The following is a 19,108-nucleotide window of genomic DNA, read 5'->3' on the forward strand; positions in this document are numbered from 1 at the left end:
GCCTATCAGGGAGGCCCACATGAAAACCACCACCCGCGTGGCAGTGATCGGCGGCGGCGTCGTCGGCTGCTCTGTCCTCTACCACTTGACCAAGCTCGGCTGGTCCGACGTCATGCTGATCGAACGGTCCGAGCTGACCAGCGGCTCCACCTGGCACGCGGCGGGCGGCTTCCATACCCTCAATGGCGACACCAACATGGCGGCGCTGCAGGGCTACACCATCAAGCTCTACAAGGAGCTGGAAGCGATCACCGGCATGTCCTGCGGCCTCCACCACGTCGGCGGCGTCACCCTGGCCGAGACCCAGGAACGCTTCGACATGCTGAAGGCAGAGCGCGCCAAGCACCGTTTCATGGGGCTGGAAACCGAAATCGTCTCCCCCGAGGAAATCAAAAAGATCGCCCCGGTCACCAACGTGGACGGCATCATCGGCGGGTTGTATGACCCGCTCGACGGCCACCTCGACCCCTCAGGAACCACCCACGCCTATGCCAAGGCCGCGCGCATGGGCGGCGCCACGATTGAGACCCATTGCAAGGTTATCGAGACCAACCAGCGCCCCGACGGCACCTGGGACGTGGTGACCAGCAAGGGCACCATTCACGCCGAACACGTCGTCAACGCTGGCGGCCTCTGGGCGCGCGAGGTCGGCGCGATGGCCGGCGTCTACATGCCCCTGCACCCGATGGAGCACCAGTATATCGTCACCGACGAGGTGCCGATGATCGCGGAAATCATCGACGCAGGCGGCGAGCATCCGCATGTGATGGACCCGGCCGGCGAAAGCTACCTGCGCCAGGAGGGCCGCGGCCTCTGCATCGGCTTCTACGAACAGCCCTGCAAACCCTGGGCGGTCGACGGCACGCCATGGGACTTCGGCCACGAACTGCTGCCCGATGACTTCGACAAGATCGAGGACTCCATCGCCTTCGCCTACAAACGCTTCCCCGCGCTGGAGGCCGCGGGCGTCAAATCAGTGATCCACGGCCCCTTCACCTTTGCCCCCGACGGCAACCCGCTGGTCGGCCCGGTGCCCGGCATGCGCAGTTACTGGTCTGCCTGCGCGGTGATGGCCGGCTTCTCCCAGGGAGGCGGCGTCGGGCTGATGCTCGCGCAATGGATGGTTGAGGGCGAATGCGAACGCGACACTTTCGCGATGGACTGCGCCCGCTTCGGCGATTGGATCACCCCAGGCTACACCCGCCCGAAAGTCATTGAAAACTATCAGAAACGCTTCTCCATCGCTTACCCGAACGAGGAACTGCCCGCCGCCCGCCCGTTCCGCACCACCCCGATGCACGACATCTTCGATGGCATGGGCGCAGTCTGGGGCGCGCAATACGGGCTTGAGGTCCCGAACTACTTCGCCGAAGGGGATGAGCCGCGCTATGAGACCCCCTCCTTCCGCCGCTCCAACGCCTTTGAGGCCACCGCGCGTGAGGTCAAAGCCGTGCGCGAGAACGTCGGCATCAACGAGGTCCACAATTTCGGCAAGTACCTGGTCAAGGGCACCGGCGCCCGCGCCTGGCTCGACCGCATCATGGCCGGACGCGTTCCGCAGCCAGGCCGCCTGTCGCTGACCCCGATGCTGTCGCCCAAGGCCCGCCTGATCGGGGACTTCACCATCTCTTGCCTCTCCGAGGAAGAATTCCAGCTCACCGCCTCTTATGGCTCCCAAGCCTATCATATGCGCTGGTTCCTGCAGAACCTGGACAACGGCGTCAGCCTGGAAAACATCTCCGATACCCGCACCGGCTTCCAGATCGCAGGGCCCAGGGCCCGCGAGGTGCTGCAATCCTGTACCCGCAGGGACATCTCGGATATGCGCTTCATGGATGTGCGCCGCCTGACCGTGGGCATGGCCGACTGCATCGTGCAGCGGGTCAGCTACACCGGCGATCTGGGGTATGAGATCTACTGCGGCCTGCCCAGCCAGCGCGCCCTGTGGGACGCGCTCTGGACCGCTGGCCAGCCCCTCGGCATGAAGCCCTTCGGCATGCGGGCCATGATGTCGCTGCGCCTGGACAAGTTCTTTGGCTCCTGGCTGCGCGAGTTCTCGCCCGACTACACGGCGGCGGAGACCGGGCTGGACCGCTTTATCTCCTTCAAAAAACCGGTTGATTTCATTGGCCGCGCCGCCGCTGAGGCGGAACGGGACGCGATGCCAGCCCGCCGGCTGTGCGCCTTTGAGGTGGAGGCTGACGACGCAGATGTGGTCGCCCATGAACCGATCTGGCTCGACGGCGCGGTTGTCGGATTCTGCACCTCCGGCGGCTACTCCCACCACGCGCAGAAATCCATCGCGCTCGGCTTTGTGCCCACGGACCGCGCGCAGGAAGGTCTGGAGGTCGAGATCGAGATCCTCGGCAAGATGCACAAAGCCCGCCTGATCACCCAGCCGCTGTTCGACGCCGGTGGCGCCCGGATGCGCGGCTGAAGCCCTCAGGCAGGTCAGCATGCCTGACCTGCCTGCCCCCTGTTGCCACACCAGCGCACGGTGACCCGGCGTCCGCTCCGCAACGGATAGGACAGCCCCCTTACCCGAATGTTTCGCGCGCGAGACATTTGGTCAGCTTCACTGACCCACTCTATAACAACGCATCTTCGCGTCTTTCTCTGGATCCGCCTCTTCATCTGGCTAAAAATATCCCCGCCGGAGGCATCCGGCCGCGCCCCCAGACCGAAGGACCGGGATTTCATGACCGCCATCGCCATCCTCCTGCTTGCTGCAGGCGCCTCCGCCCGGATGCAGGGCCGCGACAAGCTGATGGAGACGGTGGACGGCCAGCCCCTGCTGTCGCTGATGTGCCGCCGCGCCGCGCTGACCGGGCTGCCGGTCTATGTGACTCTGCCCGGCCTCACCCATCCCCGCGCCGCCGCCATCGGCACGTCGGCGCCCGTCGCGGTCGCGGACGCGGCCGAAGGCATGGCCGCCTCGATCCGCCGCGGCGTGGCGGCGCTGCCCGAAGGCTGCGAAGGCGTGATGATCCTGCCTGCCGACATGCCGGAGGTTGAGACCCGCGACATGCTGCATCTGGCGGCGCAGTTCCGCGGCGGCAGCGGCCCCACCCTGCGCGCCACCGCCGAGGACGGAACCCCGGGCCACCCGGTGCTGTTCCCGCGCCGCTGTTTTGAAGCCTTGCAGGCCCTCAGCGGCGATCAGGGCGCCCGCAGCCTGCTGACGCGGGACAACGTGCTGCCGGTTGCCCTGCCCGGCCGCCGCGCGCTGACCGATCTGGACACGCCCGAAGACTGGGCCGCCTGGCGCCGCCGCCGCTGACCCGCAGCGCACAAACAGAGAAGGCAGGGCACAAAGCCCTGCCTTCCTGCGCTTCGCTCTTGTCCACCGTTTCCCCCAAAACGGCAGCTGCACCTGTCAGTGCACAAGCAGATGCGCCTCGTGTTTGCGCAGCGGCCGGCGCGCCGCGGAATAGGCCGCGCGGCCTTGTTCCGACTTCAGCTCCGGAAACAGCTCAAACAACTCGTTGCGCTGGGCATTGTCCAAACCGCGCAGGGACTGGTCGCCAGGCTGGAAGCTTTCGGTCCAGGCGCCATCGGACAAGACCACCTCATGCTGATCGAACATGAAGTGGATATAGGTGACCTTGGACACCTCCATCCGGTCGACACCGGCCAGGCCGGTCAGATGCTTGGCCGCCACCAGAACCTCGCGGTCCTCGAAGTAGAGCGCGGTCTTGTTATTGGCAACCAGCACCCGGTGGTTGGGGCTGACCATCATGTCGCGCTCCGGCAGGCCGTTGCCGAGGGCTCCCTTGCAGATCACCACTGGCTGCAGATGCGAGGCACCGGCCAGATCGCGGCCTTCCAGCGTGCGCGCGCCAATCCAGCGGATTGCCTGAATGCCGTTGTCGCGGGTGATCACCCGGTCGCCCGCTTGCAGGTCCTCGACCCGGCGTTCGCCCAGCGGAGTGGCGATCAGAGTGCCCGGCGTGAAGCAGGGAATGATCTGCTCGATCTCGCCAAAGGTCATGGAGCCGGTTACAGCGCCGTCGCTGTCGAGGAAATTGACGGTGCCCGAGAGGCTGTTGCCATCCGCATCCTCGGTCACGCCGGCCAGTTCAAACCGGCCGGAGCCCCTCAGGTCCAGGGTATCGAAGTCGTCGCCGCCCGAACCGCCATCCACCACGTCGCCGTCTGTGCCGCCGAGGAAGGTGTCGCGGCCGTCACCGCCGGACAGGGTGTCCGCCCCGTGGCCGCCGGTGATCAGATCGTTGCCGGCACCGCCATCGACCAAATCGTCGTCGATGCCTGCGTCGATGGTGTCATCACCGGTGCCGCCATAGATTTCGTCGTCGTCATCCTGGCCATAGATCAGGTCGTTCCCGGCGCCGCCGTGGATCGTGTCCATCCCGTTGGCGGGATCGGGGTCCGCCGGGCGGCCGTCGCTGCCGTCATCGGTGATGTTCAGCCCGTCCGGGAAAGCCGGGTTCAGGCCGCCAAAGATGGTGTCATCGCCGCCGCCGCCGAGAAGGGAGTCCGAGCCTTCGCTGCCGGTGATCAGATCCGCATCCGCGCCGCCGTCGATGGTGTCGTCGTCGATGCCGCCGTCGATCACATCCATGCCGGTGCCGCCGTCGATCAGGTCGGCATCGTCGCCCGTCAAGATGGTATCATTGCCGGCCCCGCCCAGCACGGTATCCCTGTCGTCCGACGGGTCCCCGTCCGCCGGGATGAAGGGGATATCCGGGCCGGTGCCCGTGTAGCCCGGAAAGCCGCGGTCCGGCAGCGGCACGCCGCTGTCCTTGGACGTGTCGATCACATCGTCGCCGCTGCCGCCGTCCACAGAATCCGCCCCGTCGCCGCCATCGATTGTGTCATTGCCGCCGCCGCCCAGGATGGTGTCGTCTCCCGCGCCGCCGGACAGCAGGTCGTCCCCCGGCACCACCGGGTCCTGCGGGCCGGAGGTGTAATCGTAGTGCGCGTTGTCAAAGGCGGTGCCCGAGGCGCCCAGATCGACGGTCAGCGTGATGTCATTGAAATCCTGATCACCAAGGCCGGGCAGATCCTCGAAACCGATCTGCACGGAGCCATCCGGGTTCTGCCCGAAGGCCCGGGTGTGGACCAGCCCGTCGGGATTAAGGCCCGCGTTGCTGCCGTAACCGGACGAGTAATACGTGCCTTTGGCGTTGGAGATGCCGACCCCGACGATGGCGCCTTCGGGCGCGTCGTAAGTGAAGCTGCTGCCAACGCTCCCGTTGGCATTTTCGGCCAGCGCCACCACATTGCTGATCTCACCGGTATGCGGGTCGATGGTATAGGCGAACAGCCGATTTGTGATGCCCGCAGTGGAGCCGTCGATTGTGATGGTGACCGCTGTGGGGGCGCCGGACACACCGTCGCCCAGGATCAGGTCGTCGCCGCTGCCGCCCTCGGCGGTGTCATCGCCTGCGCCGGCATAGATGCTGTCGTTGCCGGCACCGCCAAGGATGACGTCATCATCAGGTCCTGCCGCCGGGCCGGTGGCATCGGCGTGGTCAACCAGATCGCCGTCCGGGTCGCCGGTGTAGGCCGCGTCAATCAGGTCATCGCCTGACGTGCCCTCTACGATCCCGTCCCGTGCCGGATTCGGCTGCTCGTCACTCATTGTCACTACCCTCTCCTCACCGGTCAGGCGAAAACCCCCATCTGCCGGGTCCGCCGGACAGCCGCACAGCCATGCGGTCCGCCGCAGTCAAAACACCAGCCCACACGGATGAGGAGCCAGAGCGCGCGCGCACTGGTTTGCCCGCTGAAACAGCGCGCAATCGGATGGCCGTAGCTTTCTGATCAGTGGTGTGCCCGTAATACAGCACCGGGACTTGTCTCAAAATTTAGCAGTCCACCACGGTTCAGCAGCTTGCAGAACTCGCCCCCCAAATGGGCTAATCCATCCATACTTTAGGCACCCCGGCCCTCAAAGTTAAAAAATTGCCTAAAATTCCTCGCATTAGGCGCGGCAGCCGCCCGGAGGCGGAAGGATTTCCGCCCGCATTGTTTCCATTTCCGGGGGCGGCAGATGCCGAAACCTGGAAAAACATGCGAAGTACCGCACATGGTGGCCGGCTTTGCGCCGTATATGTTTCCACATCCGGAACACCGGCTGAAGCGCTGGATGCGGCCGGCACCCGCTGCGGTTGCCCGGCGCTGCGTAGGAAATGGGGCGGAATTTGGCCTCAATTCCCGGGATTTCAGGCGTTTGTTTCCACCGGATGCCGGTCCGGCGCGCCTGTTCTTTCGAATCAAAGCCCCTAACCGAACGGTCAGCGCGGCCTGACCGGAAAGCGAAAACCGCCAAAGACTTTATTAAAGCCCGCGGAACTGCGCCATCCCCGGCCACGCGCCCGCGCGGCCCGGCGTGCAATCAATCCCTCCCTCGATCCCAAAAACCGGCTATACTCACCCGCATCAACAGACAGGAGACTGCAATGCTCTACCCCCTCGCCACGCTCGAAGCGGAGAAGCTCCACGCGATCCAGGATCTTGAAAAGGATATCGGCAGCCCTGTCGTTGCGCTGGCCGAGGTCGAGGCGGATACCGCCGCGCTGCCGGAAGACCAGCTTAAGAAACTGCAGGAGCTGGAACAGGAACTGGGTGTCGTTCTGGTGGCGGTCCGGCCAAACTGATCCCGCTGCCGGTCCCGGTTCGAATAGCCCGCAGCAACCGGCGCACAGCACTGGCGCAGGCATCACTTCCGGCGGCTTTAACGCGTCGTTCTGCTGGGGTTATGGCGGAGAGACAGGGATTCGAACCCTGGAGACGGTTTCCCGCCTACACACTTTCCAGGCGTGCGCCTTCGACCACTCGGCCACCTCTCCGTTGAGGGGGCTTTTGAAGGATTGGAAGGGGAATTGCAAGAGCCGAAATGGCAAAAAATGCGCCTTCCCCCCAATCTTTTTCAGGCCTCCAGATGCAGGTAGACGCGGCGGTTCTGTTTGCCCTTTTTCTCTACCTTGCCAAGGCGGATTTTGCCGATCTCGCGGGTGCGCTTGACGTGGGTGCCGCCGCAGGGCTGCAGGTCAATCTGCTCTTGTCCGGTACCGATCCGCACCAGCCGCACCTGCCCTGCCCCGCGCGGCGGCGAGACCGACATGGTTTTCACCAGCTGCGGATTGGCGTCCAGTTCAGCGTCGGTGATCCAGTCCTCGGTCACCTCCAGATCGCGGTCAATGAGCGCCTGCAACTGGTCCTGCAGCGCCTGCTTGTCCTCTGGCGCCTCGGGCATGTTGAAATCGAGCCGCCCTTTGCCATCGCTGATCGAACCGCCGGTGACTTCCAAAGGGATCACCACGGACAGAAGGTGCAGCGCCGTGTGCACCCGCATATGGCCATAGCGGCGGTCCCAGTCGAGCACCTGGGTCACCGTGGCACCAACGGGAGGCAGGGCCGAGCCCTCCTCCGGCACCAGCACCACCGCGCCGGCCTCGCCCTTGGCGGTGGTGGCGATGCTGCATTGCCCCTCCGCCCACAGCAGCTTGCCGCTGTCGCCGGGCTGGCCGCCGCCGGTGGCGTAAAACAATGTGCGGTCGAGGATGATCCCGCCCTGATCCGTTTGCGCCAGAACCTCGGCCTCGGTCATCCGGGCATAGGCGTCCTTGCGGTACAAAAGCTCACTTGTCGGCATCTGAATCTCCTTCAGCATCGTTGTCGGGATCGTGATGCAGATCGTCCAGATCCGGCTTTGGCGGTGCAGCCGCGGGGGCGGATGCGGGCGCTTCGGCAGTGCTTGCAGCCTGGGCCTGGGCCAGCGCTTCAGGATTGCGGATCCAGATGTCGCGCTGCATGAAGGGGATTTCGACCCCTTCTTCCTGGAAGCGCCTGGCGATTTCATAGTTCAAATCGGATTTCACCGACAGCACCCAGTTCACGTCGCGCAGGATGGCGCGAATCTCGAAATCGAGGGAATCGGCGCCGAAGCCCTGGAACACCACCGAGGGCGCCGGGTTGAGCAGCACCATCGGATGGCCCTTGGCAATATCGCTCAGGATCGCCTCCACCTTGCGCGGGTCGGTGCCATAGGCAACGCCGACCGGCACGATCACCCGGCCAACGGTGTTGCCGCGGGTATAGTTGGTGACAGTGCCCGAGATCAGGTCCGAGTTCGGCACGATCACGTCGGTGCGGTCGAAGGTCTCGATCCGGGTGGAGCGTACCGAGATGTCGCGGACATATCCCATCAGCCCGCCGACCTCGATCCAGTCGCCCTTGGAGACCGGACGCTCGATCAGGAGGATGATGCCGGAGACGAAGTTGGACACGATGGTCTGCAGGCCGAAGCCGATACCGACCGACAGCGCACCGGCGACGATGGCGAGCGAGGACAGGTCGAGGCCCGCCATGGAGATCGCCACCACCGCGGCCAGGAAGATGCCGACATAGCCAAGCCCGGAAGTAATCGCGTTCTGGCCGCCCGGATCAATCTTGGTCTTGGGCAGAAGCGAGTTGCGCAAAGACCCCTGCACCAGCCGCGTCAGGGCGTAACCGATGGCGAAAACGATGGCGAACGTCAGAAAGGCTGTGGGCGAAATCCGGGTGCCGCCGATTTGGAAGCCCTCCAGAAACCGCGACCACAGCTCTGTCAGGTCGGCCACCCGTGCGCCCCAGATCAGCGCCAGCAGCGGCAGCGCCAGTGTGACCAGCAGGAAGCCGATCAGCACGGCAAACAGCGAATCCCGTGCCTCAGAACCCTTACCGGACAGCCAGCCGTAGACGTCGCCCAGGAAGCGCTGCAGCACCAGCAGGGCGGCCAGCAGCGCCAGCGTGGAAACCGCCGGATAGATCAGCGCCTCTGCCGCGTTGACATAGCCGAAGGCAGCCAGCACCGGCGACACGAACCCCAGAAGGTAGGTGGCGCGGCGCACCAGTGTCATGACCCGGTTGGCACCGGCAGCAATGGCGCCGTCCTCGTCGGTGTCGTCCTCGCTTTGCTGCTGGCGGCGCTTGGCACCGATCCGGTGCAGGCGCAGCAGCACCAGTGCAGCCCCCATAATCAGCGGGAAGCTGGCGACCGCATGGGCTTCTGCCGGGATGTTGTCGATGTTTTCCACCAGGCTCAGCGCATCCTGCAGAACCAGGATCACCGCCAGGATATCGACCATCAGCCGGGTTTCGTTCAGGCGCCCCTCCTGCACCGGGACCAGGTCGTTTTCGATCCGGCCGGAAAACAGCTGGTTGCCCAGCCAGTGGAAGGACAGGATCAGCAGCGCCCAGCCGGGGATGTGATCCAGCAGCACAGCACCGCGGAACCCGAGTATGCCGGACAGGTCGACAGCCGCCACCAGCAGGAGGATGCCGACGAAAGGCACGATCACTTCCAGCAGCGAGACCACAAAGCCCCAGACGCCGCGGCCGCTGCTGCCGAACTGGCGCAGATAGTCGCCCGCCGCATGGGCCCAGGCCCGGCCGCGCGCCAGCAGCAGCGCGGAAATCACCAGCAGCAGAAGCAAGGCAGGCAGACTGTTCTGAATCCGCTCGGCGGTGGTGGCGCTGCCAATGCGGATGACCGTTTCATTCAGAAGCGAGCCGGCAGACCGAGACAGGGAGCGCCACGCGCCCGGCCAGTTCTCGGGGTTGAGAGGCGACGGGCCGCGCTCCAGCAGCTTGCGGGTGCGGCGCTCGCGGATGATCTTGTCAATTTCGGAAATCAGGCCGTTGGCGCGGCTGAAGGCCTCTTCCGCCACGATGCGCGGAACCTTGAGGTCTTTCAGCTGCTGCTCCAGCGAGCTGCGCAGCTGGGCGATGTCCTCGGGCTCGCTCTCGCCCTCGGCAGGCGGCTCGCCAAGGGCGGCAAGCTGGCCTTCCAGCGTCTCAAGACGGTCGCCGTTTTCGGTGCGTGCGTCCAGGAAGTTCTGCCGGTAGCCGGCCAGCTCCTTGCGCAGGGTTTCCAGCGCAGCGCTGGAGGCCCGTCTGGCGTCAATGACCTCCTCCGCGCGGTTGGCGGTCTTCAGCCAGTCCTGATAAACAGCCCGGGATTCAGCGTTCAGCTGCGCCAGGCCAGGCATAGCGAGGCCGGCCGCGAAGGCCAGCCCCAGCAAAACAGTCCGCAAAGCGGTTATGAAAGCTGTCATACGTCCTCAAATACGCCGGGAATGGACGCGGGCGTATGGGTCATCCACTCCGGCACCGGCAGGTCTTTCTCCCGCAGGAAATCCGGGTTGAACAGTTTGGACTGGTAGCGGGTGCCATAGTCGCACAGAACGGTGACGATGGTCTTGCCCGGGCCCATGTCCTTGGCCATGCGCACAGCGCCTGCAATGTTGATGCCGGAGGAGCCGCCCAGCACCAGGCCTTCCTCGTGCAGCAGGTCGAAGACATACGGCAGCGCCTCGCTGTCCGGCACCTGATAGCTGAAATCAGGCGTGAAGCCTTCCAGGTTCTTGGTGATCCGGCCCTGGCCGATGCCCTCGGTGATCGAGCTGCCCTCGGAGGCCAGCTCGCCAGTGGTGTAATAGGAGTAGAGCGCCGCGCCCATCGGATCGGCCAAGCCGATCTTCACGCCGTTGGGCTGCAGCGCCTCGGCCACGCCCGCCAGGGTGCCGCCAGAGCCGACAGCGCAGACAAAGCCGTCGACCTTGCCGCTGGTCTGTTCCCAGATTTCCGGGCCGGTGGTTTCCACGTGGGCCTGGCGGTTAGCCACGTTGTCGAACTGGTTGGCCCAGATCGCGCCGTTCGGCTCTGTCTGGGCCAGTTTTTCCGCCAGACGCTGGGAATAGCGCACATAGTTGTTGGGATTTTTGTAAGGCGCCGCGGGCACCTGGACCAGCTGGGCGCCCGCCAGGCGCAGCATGTCCTTCTTTTCTTCGGACTGTGTTTCCGGGATCACGATCACCGTCTTGAAGCCCATCGACGCGCCGACCAGCGCCAGGCCGATGCCGGTGTTGCCGGCAGTGCCTTCGACAATGGTGCCGCCCGGCTTCAGCTCACCGCGGGCCACCGCATCCTTGATGATGTAGAGCGCCGCGCGGTCCTTGACCGACTGGCCAGGATTCATGAATTCCGCCTTGCCCAGGATCTCGCAGCCGGTCTCTTCGCTGACGCGGTTCAGGCGGATAAGAGGTGTGTGGCCGATGGCATCAGCCAGATCACGTGCAATGCGCATGGTATCCCTTTCGATCTGTTCCCCAAGATGTAACCAAGCGCCCCGGCGTTCACAAGGCGCGAAGCGGCTCAGGAGCGTGCGTTCCGCAGCCGTTCGCGGTGGCGTGACAGCCACAGCGCCGCGGTCACCAGCGGCATGTCCTGATAGATCTGGTCATCCACCCCCAGCATCAGCTCGTCATAGCTGAGGATCTTGCTGCGGATGTCCTCCCCCTCGCCTGCAACGCCGCCGCCGCCATTGAGATCAGAAAGGTCCGCTATGCCGATGAAAACGTGAATAAACTCCGCCAGCGCGCCGCTTGAGGGATAGACCTGCGCCACAGGCTCCAGCCGCTCAACAGTGACGCCTGCCTCCTCCTGCGCTTCGCGGATTGCAGTCTCCTCGGGTGTTTCGCCTGGGTCGATAACACCCGCCACCGGCTCCCACATCCAGGGGCGGGCTTCGCCCATGATGAAAGGGGGTGCGCGGAATTGCTCCACCAGCAGCACCTGATCGCGGACCGGGTCATAGGGCAGCACCACCGCCGCATGGCCCGCCATCGCGGCAGAGCGGTGCATCACCGGGCTCATGCTGCCGTCGTAGCGGCGGAATTGCAGTTCCATCTCCTCCATCGCGAAGAAGTTCAGCCAGGCGCGGGTGTGGCTGTGGACGACCACGTCCCTGGACAGATCACGGTCGGGCGCGCCCGGGCGGGCCTGCGCGGCCAGCCAGGCCGCGGCGCGGCGGCGGACCGAGGGGAAGCAGCGGGCCACCTCCTCTGCGCTCATGCGGCCGTGGTAGGCCATCACCTCTTCGGCGGCGCGCAAGGACAGCGCGCCCCACTCCTCCACCCAGGCCGCCAGATCCCAGGGCTCCGCCGTCTGCCACAGGCCGGGCTCGGGGAAATAGACCTCAGCCGGAGCGGTGCTGCCGTCCTCCAGCTGCACGGTGACCGGTTTCAGCGCGTAGCCAAAGCCGCCCTCGTAGAAGTTGAGCGCATCCAGGCAGGCGGGCGTGAGATCCTGCACCAGAATACCGGCAGCGGTGGCACCCGCCCGTTCCTCGATCGCCGGAAACGGCTGCCCCGCGACCTGGTAGACCCCATGCCCGGGCAGCTTCGCTGGCTGTGCGTTCAGTGCCGCGCCGCTGCGGCCCAGAACCAGCTCAAGCAAAGGAAGATGGCGCAGGGTGCCAAAGAAAAAGAGATTAGCCACGGTCGGTAACCCGTTGTTAAGAAATGTCAATCAACGCCAGCGGCGAGAGGCGTTTTCGGTCGCAAGCCCGGCCAGCACACCGCCCACGGCCAGCGGCACCAGAACGGACGGCACAGCGATAACAAAGAAATAGTCCAGCGCAATGACAAAGATCGCCGACAGCGCCTCAAACGGGCCGTCGTAGCGGTGCCGCATGGCGAGGCGGAACATCTCCCAGGCACCCTGGATGAACAGCGCCCAAAGCACCATCACCGCCATGCCGGTGATCCCGTTATTGATGGCAGGCACCAGGCCGCGGCCTGCCCGCCTGCCCATGAAGATCCAGCCGCACAGCAGCCCCAGCGCCACATTCACATGCACGAAATAGCCGAAATCCGTGCCCTCGGGCATCAGCGGCATGACCAGGAAGGACGCAAAAAACGCCACCAGGCCCAGGCAGATAGCGGCGGTCAGTCGGGCTCCGGTGGGCATGTCGTGTCAAAATCCGTGCGGCAGTTCACTCAGCGATGCGCAACTGTAATCTGCGTCACGTCGCAATTTCCAGTCTTAAAGGCTGCCGCGCAGGAGGTGAGGTAAAAGTTCCACATCTTGTGGAAGCGGTCGTCAAAGCCCATGCTGGATATCTGGTCCCAGCGGGCATTAAACGTGTCATGCCAGCGCCGCAGGGTCTGGTTGTAGCTGTCGCCGAATTCGATCGAGCGCACGACGCCGAGGCCAGCCCTTTCCACCTGTTCGCGCAGCACCTTCGGAGACGGCAGCATTCCGCCCGGGAAGATGTGCTTCTGGATGAAATCGACACCCTTGCGGTAAACCTCCCAGCGCCGGTCAGCGACGGTGATGATCTGCAAGGTGGCCTGACCGCCGGGCTTCAGCCGGTCGCGGATGGTGGTGAAATAGGCGGGCCAGTATTTCTCGCCCACCGCCTCGAACATTTCGATCGAGGCGATGCCATCGAACTGGCCGCGGCAGTCGCGGTAGTCCTGCAGCCGCAGCTCCACCCGGTCCGAAAGACCAGCTTTTTCAAGCCTTTCGCGGGCAAACCTTAACTGTTCCTTGCTGATCGTCAGGCCCGTCACCCGCAGCCCGCGCTGACCGGCCGCATATTCGGCGAACCCGCCCCAGCCGCAGCCGATCTCCAGCACGTGGTCGCCGGGTTTGACCCCCATCTGGTCCACCATCGAGGCGTATTTGGCGGTCTGCGCTTTTTCCAGGCTGTCCTGGCCGCTTTGGAACAGGGCGCTGGAATAGGTCATCGTGTCGTCCAGCCACATTCCGTAGAACTCATTGCCCAGATCGTAGTGATAGGAGATGTTTTTCTTGGCCTGGCGGCGGTGGTTGCGGTGCAGCCAGAAGCGGAACCGCTCGTAAGCACGGGCCAGGCCGCGGCCCGGGAAACCGTCATAGACAGTATTGGCCCCCATATGCACCAAATCCATGAAGGCTTGCAGGTCGGACGTGCTCCACCAGCCTTCGAGATAGGCATCGGAAAAGCCCAGGTCGCCCTCGCGGATCAGCCGGGCAAAGCACTCCGGGTTGTGGATATGCAGATCGGCAACCGGGCCGGGATTGCGCCCCTTGGCCGAAAAGACGCGCCCGTCCGGCAGATGGATATCCAACTGCCCGACCTCCATGGCTTTGATCCTGGAAAACACCGCTGCAAAGTAGCGCGGCAGGTTATCCTGACCTTCAACCGACGTCAGCTTCATAGGCTTCCCCCTGTACGCAAAACGGAAGTGCTACAGGGAAAAGCTAGGCCGCAGTGGGCTTTCTGGCAAGAAAACTGTGCGTTAGCGCTCTTCGCGGGCCTCGCGATAGGCCGTGAGCGCACGGTCCCGGCCCGCCTGCAGGCTGACAACCGGCTCCGCAGGCGCCATGCCGGCGGACAGATCCCAGGACAGCGGCGCAGCGTCAAAGAAGTCCAGGGCGGTCTGCGGCGGGGTGTCCTGGCCTTCGGCGATCCAGCGGCCGGTGTAGGCGCCTTCGGGGTCGAATTTTTCCAGCTGGCCGCTGGGATTGAAGACGCGGAAGAAGGGAGCCGCGTCAGGGCCGGAGCCCGCCACCCATTGCCAGCCCAGGGCGTTGGAGGCCGGGTCCCAGTCCACAAGCGTGTCCGCGAACCAGTCCATGCCGATTTTCCAGTGCGTCATCAGATGCTTGGTGAGGAAACTTGCAACGATCATCCGGGCCCGGTTGTGCATCGTGCCGGTCACGTACAGCTCCCGCATGGCGGCATCGACAAAGCCGTAGCCGGTCTGCCCGCGCTGCCAGGCCTGCACCTGCGGGGTGATCTTTTTAGACCAGGGGAAATCCTGCCATTCCTCGCGCCAGCTTTCGGTCAGGATGTGCGGTGAGTAGTACATCAGCTGGTAGGCGAACTCGCGCCAGACGATTTCTTTCAGGAAGTGTTCTGCGCCCTGGCTGCCGCGCTCCATCGCTGCGCTGCCCTGGTGCCACATCCGGTGCGGGCTGATTTCGCCCCAGGCAAGGTTTTCGGACAGGCCTGAGGTCGCATCCTCCGCCGGATAGTCGCGACGGGCCTTGTAGGCGTCAACGCTGTCTTCCAGGAAGCCGTCCAGCCGGGCCTGCGCTGCTGCTTCGCCCACCCGGCAATACCGGGCGACCACATCCGCCCCGCGGCGCATGGCGGCGCCCATGCGCCAATCGGCCAGATCCTCGCTGGCGGGCCAGCTGTCCGGTGCAGCGATTTTCCCCGGGGCGGGCAGCAAGCTGTCGACGCCGCGGTTCCGCACTGCCTTCCAGAACGGGGTGTAGACCTTGTACATGCCGCCGGCCTTGGTCTCCACCGTCCAGGGTTCGAACAGCAGCCGGCCGCCGTGGGATTTGACCGCGACGCCCTGCTCCTTCAGCTGCTGCTTGATTTCGCTGTCGCGCGCGGTGGCCTGGGGGTCATAAAGGCGGGACCAGTGCACGGCCCCTGCCCCGGTTTCTTCGATCAGGTCCTGCAGCACCTTCAGCGCTTTGCCGCGGCGCAGGATCAGGCGGGAGCCGGCCTTGGCCAGTTCCTGCCCGAAATGCTCCAGCCCCAGGCCGAGGCGGAACTTTGGCGCCGCTCCCAGCGCCTCGTCCTGCTCATCCAGGATATAGACAGGCAGGACCGGGGCGCCGCTTTCGGCGGCAGCCGTGAGGGCCGGGTTGTCGCAAAGGCGGAGATCCCGCCTGATCCACCATATCACCGGCGCACGGCTGATCATGTTGTTGTCCTTGTCCTGTTGGCGTTACAGCACCCGGTCCAGCGCCTCGATCAGCTTCGCAACCTCGGCCTTGGACGTGTAATGGGTGAAGCTGATACGCAGCACGCCCTCGGCTGGATCAATGCCCATCGCCTCCAGCGCGCGGACGGCATAGAAGTCGCCGCCGCCGGCCATGATGCCAAATTCTGCCAGCTGGGCCGCCACCGGTTCCGCAGCACGGTTGAGGGCCAGGGCAACTGTCGGCGCGCGGGTTTCAGCGGTGGACGGCCCCAGCAGGCGGACGTTGTTGCGGTCCTTCACCGCGTCCAGCAGCGGTTGCAGCAGGGCGATCTCATGCCCGCGCATGAGGTCGTGAACGAAGGCACCGGTTTCTGCCGCGCTGCCTGCGTGGCCGTGATGGGCGGCCAGCGCCTCGAAGTAATCCGCCATACCGGCCGAAGCGGCCACCTGGGCATGGTCCGGGCCTGCCGGGGTGAAGCGTTTGTAGAGGCAATCAGCGTTGAAGTAATGCGCCTGGTTCGGCAGCAGCTCGCCCAGCGCCCTGCGGATCACCATGATGCCCTGATGCGGCCCGTAGGTCTTGTAGGCGGAGAACAGGTAGATGTCGGCGCCCAATTCATCCACATTCGGCAGCCCGTGCGGTGCGTAGGAGACGCCATCGACGCAGACAAAGGCGCCCGCGGCGTGCGCCATCGCGGTGATCTCCGCCACCGGGTTGATCTCCCCCACCACGTTGGAGCAATGCGGGAAGCAGACAAGACGCACCTTTTCGTCCAGCAGTTCTTCCAGCCGGGCCGTGTCCAGATGGCCGGTCTGCGGGTCGATCTGCCATTCGCGGATCTCGATCCCCTCCTCTGCAAGCCGCCGCCAGGGGCCGCTGTTGGCCTCGTGATCCTGGTTGGTGACGATGATGGCCTCGCCCGGTTTCATGAACGTGCGGAAGGCCTGCGCCAGCACATAGGTGTTCTGAGTGGTCGAGGGGCCAAAACTCAGCTCATCCGTGGCAACGCCCATAAGGGCCGCGAGACGGGTGCGGGCCTCGTCCATCTCCTCCCCGCCCAGCCGGGATGCCTCATAGGGTGCATAGGGCTGCACCTTGCGCTGGGTGTAAAACCGGGTCAGCCGGTCAATCACATGGCGGCAGGTATAAGAGCCGCCCGCGTTTTCAAAAAAAGCCTGGCCTTGAAGGCTGGGCTCGGCAAAGGCCGGAAACTGGGCCCGGACAAAATCAATATCCAATGCAGTCATTGCAAATCTCTCCTCAATCGCTGCGGTCCGATGGGAAGGCCGGCACATGCCAGGGATCTCCCCGAACATGGCAGGTCTTCCAGCCGAGCCGCGCTCCCGCACAAGGATTGAGGGATCGCAGGCAGCCCTGCAAGCGGGAATTCCCGGCACAGGACTCAGGCGTGATAGCGCCCGGGGCCCGCAGCGGTCAAGTCCGGCGGCTGATGCCAGAAACTGACATTAGGGCATGAGACTTTGGCCGCAGGCAAACATGGAGGATTTGACATGGCCTTTACCCCCAAGGATTTTCTGGTCTGGGGCGAGCTGCCCGTAAGCGATCTGGACGCGGCAGTGACGTTTTATTCCAAGGTCACCGGCGCGGATCTGAGCATCGACACCAGCGGCCCCAACCCCATTGCGATGTTCAAGACCGCAGATGAGGCATCCGGTGTTGCGCTGCATCTCTATCCCGGCAAACCCGCAGGCGACGGCCGCGGCCCGACGCTGCACCTGACCGCTGAGGGCGCGCTGGAAGATGTGATGGAGCGGGTGACGGATGCGGGCGGCAAGGTGGTGTCGGAAACCATCGCCATCCCGCCCGGGCGGTTCTTCTATGCCACCGATCCGGACGGCAATTCGCTGGGGTTCTTCAAGTACAATGAGTGAATAACAAAACGCCCCGGCTGCACGGCCGGGGCGTTTCCGCGTTTCCTGGTGCGGCCTCAGCGCGCTTCGGTCAGCAGCCCGCGGAAGATGGCCCAGCACATCAGCAGCAGCACCACGGTGAATGGCAGGCCGGTGGAGATCACCATCGCCTGCAGCGCCGCCAGCCCGCCGCCCAGCAGCAGCACGATGGCAACGGCGCCCTCGAAGATGCACCAGAACACCCGCTGCGGCACCGGCGCGTCGACCTTGCCGCCTGCGGTGATAGTGTCGATCACCAGCGAGCCGGAGTCGGAGGAGGTCACGAAGAACACAACCACCAGCACGATCCCCACAAAGGAGGTGATCCCGGACAGCGGCAGCTCGCCCAGCATCTTGAACAGCTTGAGTTCAAGCGACGCGTCCTGCGCCCCGGTGAAGCCGTCGGTGATCACCTGATGGATCGCAGTGCCGCCAAAGACGCTCATCCACAGCACGCAGACCAGGCTCGGGATCAGCAGCACGCAGATCAGGAACTCCCGCACGGTACGGCCGCGGCTGACGCGGGCGATGAACATGCCCACAAACGGCGACCAGCTGATCCACCAGGCCCAGTAGAACGCGGTCCAGCCCTGGCTGAAGTTCACGTCCTCGCGCCCGATCGGGTTCGACAATGCCGGCAGGTATTCGACATATGCCATCAGGCTGGAAGCAAAGCCTGTCAGGATCGCCACGGTCGGCCCCACCAGCAGCACGAAGATCAGCAGCAGGAAGGCCAGCCCCATGTTGATCTCCGACAGCACCTTCACACCGCCATCCAAGCCGCGCAGGACCGAAATCAGCGCGATCGCCGTGATGACCGAAATCAGAACCACCTCGGTGGTAGCGCCTGTCGGCACACCAAACAGCTCATTCAGGCCCGCGTTGGCCTGTGTCGCCCCGAAGCCCAGCGAGGTGGCAAGGCCGAACAGCGTGGCGAAGACCGCCAGAATGTCGATGATATGGCCGGTCCAGCCCCAGACGCGCTCCCCGAAGATCGGGTAGAAGGCGGAGCGGATGGTCAGCGGCAGGCCCTTGTTGTAGGTAAACAGCGCCAGCGCCAGCGCCACAATGGCGTAGATCGCCCAGGGGTGAAGACCCCAGTGGAAGATCGTCGCCGCCATCCCCAGGCGCACTGCCTCAGCTTCATTGCCTGCCGCCGCGCCCAGCGGCGCCCAGTCGGTGCGGGCGCCGCCGCCCTCAGGCACCGCCGTGCCGCCGAAGGCGGTGGAGAAGTGGCTCATCGGTTCGCTCACGCCATAGAACATCAGGCCGATGCCCATGCCCGCCGCAAACAGCATCGCAAACCAGCCAATGTAAGTGTAATCCGGCGTTGCCTCATTGCCGCCCAGGCGCACGCTGCCCCAGGGGGACACGATCAGAAACAGGCAGAACAGCACAAACAGATCCGCAGCCCCGAAGAAGAACCAGTCAAAATTGCTGGTGACCGCAGGGCGCAGCCAGTTGAAAAATGTTCCCGCCTGCTCCGGCAGCGCCAGCGCGTAGAACACGAAGGCCACGATTACCAGTCCCGAGACCAGGAACACCGGGTTGTGGATGTCGACCCCGAACGGGCCGATCTGGGTTTCGATATTGTCTTGACCAATCTCGTATTCGGTATCGATGATATCCGATTCGCCTTCCGGGGCGGGGATACCCTGATTTGTGGTTTCGTCAGCCATTGCGGCCTCCTTCCCTGT

At 64.6% G+C, this 19,108-nt stretch carries 14 protein-coding genes and 1 tRNA gene; 4 read left to right on the top strand and 11 right to left on the bottom strand.

Annotated elements, in window-relative coordinates; all coding sequences use genetic code 11:
• Positions 1-19: 19 nt before the first annotated feature.
• Both B2P87_RS15380 and B2P87_RS15385 read left to right on the top strand, forming a co-directional pair.
• Positions 20-2,437, top strand: a complete 2,418-nt coding sequence (locus B2P87_RS15380; protein ID WP_141890185.1) for a GcvT family protein — start codon at positions 20-22, stop codon at positions 2,435-2,437.
• Positions 2,438-2,698: 261 nt separating this feature from the next.
• Positions 2,699-3,280 carry a nucleotidyltransferase family protein gene (locus B2P87_RS15385; protein ID WP_141890184.1) on the top strand — a complete coding sequence of 194 codons (582 nt, stop codon included), beginning with the start codon at positions 2,699-2,701 and terminating at the stop codon, positions 3,278-3,280.
• 96 nt (positions 3,281-3,376) lie between these two features.
• On the opposite strand, the gene B2P87_RS15390 is transcribed toward B2P87_RS15385, so the two are convergent.
• Positions 3,377-5,605 carry a Hint domain-containing protein gene (locus B2P87_RS15390; protein WP_141892063.1) on the bottom strand — a complete coding sequence of 743 codons (2,229 nt, stop codon included), beginning with the start codon at positions 5,603-5,605 and terminating at the stop codon, positions 3,377-3,379.
• Positions 5,606-6,425: 820 nt separating this feature from the next.
• Between B2P87_RS15390 and B2P87_RS15395 the strand changes: the two genes are divergently transcribed.
• A complete protein-coding gene (locus tag B2P87_RS15395) occupies positions 6,426-6,623 on the top strand; it encodes a hypothetical protein (protein ID WP_058286725.1) in 198 nt (65 codons plus the stop codon).
• Positions 6,624-6,725: 102 nt separating this feature from the next.
• On the opposite strand, the gene B2P87_RS15400 is transcribed toward B2P87_RS15395, so the two are convergent.
• From B2P87_RS15400 to B2P87_RS15440, 9 genes are all read right to left on the bottom strand, one after another.
• Positions 6,726-6,815: transfer RNA gene (locus tag B2P87_RS15400), tRNA-Ser, on the bottom strand.
• A gap of 80 nt (positions 6,816-6,895) precedes the next feature.
• Positions 6,896-7,621 carry an alanyl-tRNA editing protein gene (locus B2P87_RS15405; RefSeq protein ID WP_141890183.1) on the bottom strand — a complete coding sequence of 242 codons (726 nt, stop codon included), beginning with the start codon at positions 7,619-7,621 and terminating at the stop codon, positions 6,896-6,898.
• Positions 7,608-10,064, bottom strand: a complete 2,457-nt coding sequence (locus B2P87_RS15410) for a DUF3772 domain-containing protein (RefSeq protein WP_141890182.1) — start codon at positions 10,062-10,064, stop codon at positions 7,608-7,610. Before B2P87_RS15410 ends, B2P87_RS15405 begins: the two co-directional genes overlap by 14 nt.
• On the bottom strand, positions 10,061-11,095 hold the full coding sequence (locus B2P87_RS15415) for a cysteine synthase A (RefSeq protein WP_141890181.1): 1,035 nt from the start codon (positions 11,093-11,095) through the stop codon (positions 10,061-10,063). Before B2P87_RS15415 ends, B2P87_RS15410 begins: the two co-directional genes overlap by 4 nt.
• Before the next feature lie 68 nt (positions 11,096-11,163).
• Entirely contained in the window at positions 11,164-12,288 is a 1,125-nt protein-coding gene (locus B2P87_RS15420) for an NUDIX domain-containing protein (RefSeq protein WP_141890180.1), read from the bottom strand.
• 30 nt (positions 12,289-12,318) lie between these two features.
• Positions 12,319-12,759 (bottom strand): TrgA family protein, encoded by a 441-nt coding sequence (locus B2P87_RS15425; protein WP_058286721.1) that lies wholly within the window; start codon positions 12,757-12,759, stop codon positions 12,319-12,321.
• 29 nt (positions 12,760-12,788) lie between these two features.
• A complete protein-coding gene (locus B2P87_RS15430) occupies positions 12,789-13,994 on the bottom strand; it encodes an SAM-dependent methyltransferase (RefSeq protein WP_141890179.1) in 1,206 nt (401 codons plus the stop codon).
• 81 nt (positions 13,995-14,075) lie between these two features.
• A complete protein-coding gene (locus tag B2P87_RS15435; RefSeq protein WP_141890178.1) occupies positions 14,076-15,500 on the bottom strand; it encodes a cryptochrome/photolyase family protein in 1,425 nt (474 codons plus the stop codon).
• A gap of 24 nt (positions 15,501-15,524) precedes the next feature.
• Complete coding sequence (locus B2P87_RS15440; protein ID WP_141890177.1) at positions 15,525-16,748, bottom strand: aminotransferase class V-fold PLP-dependent enzyme; 1,224 nt, start codon at positions 16,746-16,748, stop codon at positions 15,525-15,527.
• 264 nt (positions 16,749-17,012) lie between these two features.
• On the opposite strand from B2P87_RS15440, the gene B2P87_RS15445 reads away from it, so the two are divergent.
• A complete protein-coding gene (locus B2P87_RS15445; RefSeq protein WP_058286717.1) occupies positions 17,013-17,393 on the top strand; it encodes a VOC family protein in 381 nt (126 codons plus the stop codon).
• Positions 17,394-17,449: 56 nt separating this feature from the next.
• Here the strand turns inward: B2P87_RS15445 and B2P87_RS15450 are convergent, their stop codons facing one another.
• Complete coding sequence (locus tag B2P87_RS15450) at positions 17,450-19,090, bottom strand: BCCT family transporter (protein WP_141890176.1); 1,641 nt, start codon at positions 19,088-19,090, stop codon at positions 17,450-17,452.
• Positions 19,091-19,108 lie beyond the last annotated feature (18 nt).

The sequence above is a fragment of the Leisingera sp. UBA4491 genome (genome assembly GCF_002388965.1).
Taxonomy (GTDB): Bacteria; Pseudomonadota; Alphaproteobacteria; order Rhodobacterales; family Rhodobacteraceae; genus Leisingera; species Leisingera aquaemixtae.

Excerpts from the sequence above, each read along its gene's own strand:
- B2P87_RS15380 (WP_141890185.1), top strand. The coding sequence starts at position 20 with ATGAAAACCACCACCCGCGTGGCAGTGATCGGCGGCGGCGTCGTCGGC.
- B2P87_RS15385 (WP_141890184.1), top strand. The coding sequence starts at position 2,699 with ATGACCGCCATCGCCATCCTCCTGCTTGCTGCAGGCGCCTCCGCCCGG.
- B2P87_RS15390 (WP_141892063.1), bottom strand. The coding sequence starts at position 5,605 with ATGAGTGACGAGCAGCCGAATCCGGCACGGGACGGGATCGTAGAGGGC.
- B2P87_RS15395 (WP_058286725.1), top strand. The coding sequence starts at position 6,426 with ATGCTCTACCCCCTCGCCACGCTCGAAGCGGAGAAGCTCCACGCGATC.
- B2P87_RS15405 (WP_141890183.1), bottom strand. The coding sequence starts at position 7,621 with ATGCCGACAAGTGAGCTTTTGTACCGCAAGGACGCCTATGCCCGGATG.
- B2P87_RS15410 (WP_141890182.1), bottom strand. The coding sequence starts at position 10,064 with ATGACAGCTTTCATAACCGCTTTGCGGACTGTTTTGCTGGGGCTGGCC.
- B2P87_RS15415 (WP_141890181.1), bottom strand. The coding sequence starts at position 11,095 with ATGCGCATTGCACGTGATCTGGCTGATGCCATCGGCCACACACCTCTT.
- B2P87_RS15425 (WP_058286721.1), bottom strand. The coding sequence starts at position 12,759 with ATGCCCACCGGAGCCCGACTGACCGCCGCTATCTGCCTGGGCCTGGTG.
- B2P87_RS15430 (WP_141890179.1), bottom strand. The coding sequence starts at position 13,994 with ATGAAGCTGACGTCGGTTGAAGGTCAGGATAACCTGCCGCGCTACTTT.
- B2P87_RS15435 (WP_141890178.1), bottom strand. The coding sequence starts at position 15,500 with ATGATCAGCCGTGCGCCGGTGATATGGTGGATCAGGCGGGATCTCCGC.
- B2P87_RS15440 (WP_141890177.1), bottom strand. The coding sequence starts at position 16,748 with ATGACTGCATTGGATATTGATTTTGTCCGGGCCCAGTTTCCGGCCTTT.
- B2P87_RS15445 (WP_058286717.1), top strand. The coding sequence starts at position 17,013 with ATGGCCTTTACCCCCAAGGATTTTCTGGTCTGGGGCGAGCTGCCCGTA.
- B2P87_RS15450 (WP_141890176.1), bottom strand. The coding sequence starts at position 19,090 with ATGGCTGACGAAACCACAAATCAGGGTATCCCCGCCCCGGAAGGCGAA.